Raw genomic sequence first — 3,249 nt, 5'->3', positions numbered from 1 at the left:
CGCGGGGGCCCAGGGGGCGGCGGGAGCCGGGGGCGCGTCAGCCGGCTCGCAGCCTTCGCCGAGGGCGCCCGAGAACCCCTACACCCTCCACCAGGAGCTCCAACAGGCCATGAACGACCTCGTCGGGATCATCCGGCGCCAGGGCGAGATGGAACAAGCCCTGGGGAAACTCGCCGAGTTGAGGGTCCGGGCCCGGCGTGCCGGGGTCGAGGGGCACCGGCAGTTCAACCCGGGCTGGCACCTCGCCCTGGACCTGCGCAACATGCTGCTGGTCAGCGAGTGTGTGGCGCGGGCGGCGCTGGAGCGTACCGAGTCGCGGGGCGGCCACACCCGCGAGGACCACCCGACGATGGAGCGGTCCTGGCGCAACGTCAATCTCCTGTGCCAACTCACCGACCCCAAGGGCGAGTTGACCGAGCGCGACCAGATCACCCTGACCCGTGAGACGACCACCCCCATCCGCCCCGACCTGCTCGCCCTCTTCGACAAGGAGGAGCTGGTCAAGTACCTCGCCGAAGAGGAGCTGTACGAGTGAGTGGATACGAGGCCCGCTTCAAGGTGTGGCGGGGTGACGTCGGAGGCGGCGGCCTGGAGGACTTCACCGTCGAAGTCAACGAGGGCGAGGTCGTGCTGGACATCATCCACCGCCTCCAGGCAACGCAGGCACCGGACCTGGCGGTGCGCTGGAACTGCAAGGCGGGCAAGTGCGGTTCGTGCTCGGCGGAGATCAACGGCCGCCCGAGGCTGATGTGCATGACCCGCATGTCGGTGTTCGAGCGGACGGAGACGATCACGGTCACGCCGCTGCGGACCTTCCCGGTCGTCCGCGATCTGGTGACGGACGTCGGCTTCAACTACCAGAAGGCGAGGGAGGTTCCGGCGTTCGTGCCGCCCGCCGGGGTCGCTCCCGGCGAGTACCGGATGATGCAGGAGGACGTGGACCGCTCGCAGGAGTTCCGCAAGTGCATCGAGTGCTTCCTCTGCCAGGACACGTGCCATGTCGTCCGGGACCACGAGGAGAACAAGACGGCGTTCGCGGGACCCCGGTTCCTCATGCGGGTCGCCGAGTTGGACATGCACCCGCTGGACGCGGCCCAGGAGTCCGGCCTGGACCGCAAGACGACGGCCCAGGACGAACACGGCCTCGGCTACTGCAACATCACCAAGTGCTGTACGGAGGTCTGCCCCGAGGGCATCCACATCACCGACAACGCGCTGATCCCGCTGAAGGAGCGGGCCGTGGACCGCAAGTACGACCCGCTGGTGTGGCTCGGCAACAAGATCCGCCGCCGGACCCCTTAAGCCTTCTTCGCCCGCAAGTACCCCGAGTGCGCCACGGAACCGAGGAATTCGAGCCGGGTCCCCCCGGCCATGTGCTTGTCGAACGCCTCTTTGATTCCGGGCCACTTGGGGTGACCGAAGTCGTCGAGGACGACGATCCCGCCCGGCGCGATGATCTCCTCGACCCACTCCAGGTCCTGCGCGACCCCGTTCGCGGAGTGGTCGCCATCGACGATGACCACGCCGTACTTCCGGTCGGAGACCAGCGCACGGACCTCGGGGTCCTCGGAGAAGCCCTGCTGGATACGGGCGGAGGTGCCCGCGTCGCCGGCCAGCGCGAGGTTGGTGCGGACGGCCGCGCCGCGCACCGGCGTGCCCGTCGCGTCGTCGCCCATCGTCGTGCCCGGCTGGAGCTGCGTGCCCGCCAGCGGGTCGACGATCGTGAGCTTCGGGTCGCGGCCCGCGCGCTCCATCATGCGGATCAGGGCCGCGCTGAACATGCCGTACAGCGTGCCGATCTCCAGGATCTCGTCGTTCGGCGGGTCCAGGAGGGGGACGGCGGAGAGCTTGCCGACGATGTTCATCGTGCCGCCCGCGATCCGGCCGACGCCGAGCGCCTCCACGGCGATCAGCAGCCGGAACGCCTGGGCGACGGCACGCTCGGCGCCCTCGCGGTCGCCGGTCACCACCGTCAGTTCGCCGATCGCCTTGTCGAGGTGCTCGCCGCCCGGCATCCGGGAGACGCCGCGTCCCGTGCCGTCGAAGAAGAGTTCCATCGGGCGCTGGCGATCGCGCAGTTGCTTCAGTTCCCGCTGGATGTCCGCCGCCGGGCCGGCGCTCTTCACGGCCTTGCGGACCTGGCGTTCGATGCGCTGGTCGATGAGTTCCGCCGCCGGGCGCAGCGCGCGGCGAACAGCCTTGCTGGTGAGTAGCGATCGCATCAGGGTGGATCCCTCACAGAGTTCGGAGATGTGGACGCTAGGACGTGCGCATGAGCCGCACAACCAACGCGTGGATCCCTGACGGCGAAGCCGGTATGAACTTCCGGTGAAGCTTGCGGCGGGCGGTTTCAGCGAGCCTCATCCAGGAGACGCAGCACCTCTCCCAGATTGTGCTCCGCGATGCCTCGCATGAACCCGGGGTTGGGAAAATCTCCCTCAATCAAGGTCAACGGGCCGCTGACCAGGCTGAGATGCATGCACAGCCGGTAGAACCTGAGCCTGTCGCCGTCCAGTTCGGGGTGCGGCAGGCGCTCGTACCAGTCCCCGAAGCGAAGCCTCAGGAAAACGTGCTCATGCTCCAGGTCGAAGTACATCAACCCCTCGATGTCGATCAGCACCGGCTCGCCGTCCTCCGTCAACAGGACATGATCCGCGCCGAGTTCGCCATGGATCAACGCGTGCCGGCTGCGCGGCTGGACGGCCTCGTAAAGGCTCTCGATCCGCTCGGCGAGGGGTTCCCGTACGGCGGCGAGACGCGGCTCCAGCGCCACACCCTTGTCGAGTTCCCTCAACGCCCCTTCGTGGACGACCTGTTCGCACGAGGTCCCGTCGGAGACGCCGCCGGAATCGACGAGGGCGACCTTCCCGTACCGCGCGTTCTCATGGGCGTGCATGACCCGCAGGGCTTCCGCGAGGCGGTCCAACGCGGGGTGCTGGGGGTCGCGTTGCAGCGCGTCCTCCAACGTCCCGCCGGTGACGTCCTCGGCCACGACCGTGTCCGCTCCGACGTACAGGATGCGCGGGGTGCGGACGCCTACGGCGGTCAGGCGGTCGTGGGCGGCCACGAGGAGGTCGAGGCCGGTGGCTGGGGAGAACGGGCGGCGGCGGTCGGGGGGTTGGGTGTGGTCCCAGTAGTTCTCCTCGGGGGACCAGACGTAGGCGATGGCGGTACGGCCGTCGTCCAGGTGGAGCCGGTAGACGCCCTTCTTGGAGCCGCCGCGGAGGCGTTCGGAGCGGAGGAGTTGGC

3 protein-coding genes and 1 pseudogene are annotated in these 3,249 nt (G+C 68.7%); 2 read left to right on the top strand and 2 right to left on the bottom strand.

Annotation, left to right across the window (positions count from 1 at the left end; translation table 11 throughout):
- Both AOK24_RS42615 and AOK24_RS42610 read left to right on the top strand, forming a co-directional pair.
- Positions 1–535, top strand: a pseudogene (locus AOK24_RS42615) (fumarate reductase/succinate dehydrogenase flavoprotein subunit); the annotation flags it as partial.
- Positions 532–1,302, top strand: a complete 771-nt coding sequence (locus AOK24_RS42610; protein WP_055725227.1) for a succinate dehydrogenase/fumarate reductase iron-sulfur subunit — start codon at positions 532–534, stop codon at positions 1,300–1,302. The pseudogene AOK24_RS42615 and the gene AOK24_RS42610, both read left to right, overlap by 4 nt.
- Here the strand turns inward: AOK24_RS42610 and AOK24_RS42605 are convergent.
- Positions 1,299–2,222, bottom strand: coding sequence for a class I SAM-dependent methyltransferase (locus tag AOK24_RS42605; RefSeq protein ID WP_055725226.1), 924 nt, complete (start codon positions 2,220–2,222; stop codon positions 1,299–1,301). The genes AOK24_RS42610 and AOK24_RS42605 overlap by 4 nt on opposite strands.
- A gap of 128 nt (positions 2,223–2,350) precedes the next feature.
- The coding region (locus tag AOK24_RS42600; RefSeq protein ID WP_055725225.1) for a phosphotransferase at positions 2,351–3,249 on the bottom strand (899 nt) is incomplete at its 5' end.

Origin of the sequence: Streptomyces niveiscabiei, from assembly GCF_001419795.1 — a bacterium.
Lineage (GTDB): Bacteria > Actinomycetota > Actinomycetes > Streptomycetales > Streptomycetaceae > Streptomyces > Streptomyces niveiscabiei.
This window is presented reverse-complemented; position numbering and strand designations above follow the sequence as displayed.

Coding starts and splice junctions, on each gene's coding strand:
- AOK24_RS42605 (WP_055725226.1), bottom strand. CDS start 2,222: ATGCGATCGCTACTCACCAGCAAGGCTGTTCGCCGCGCGCTGCGCCCG.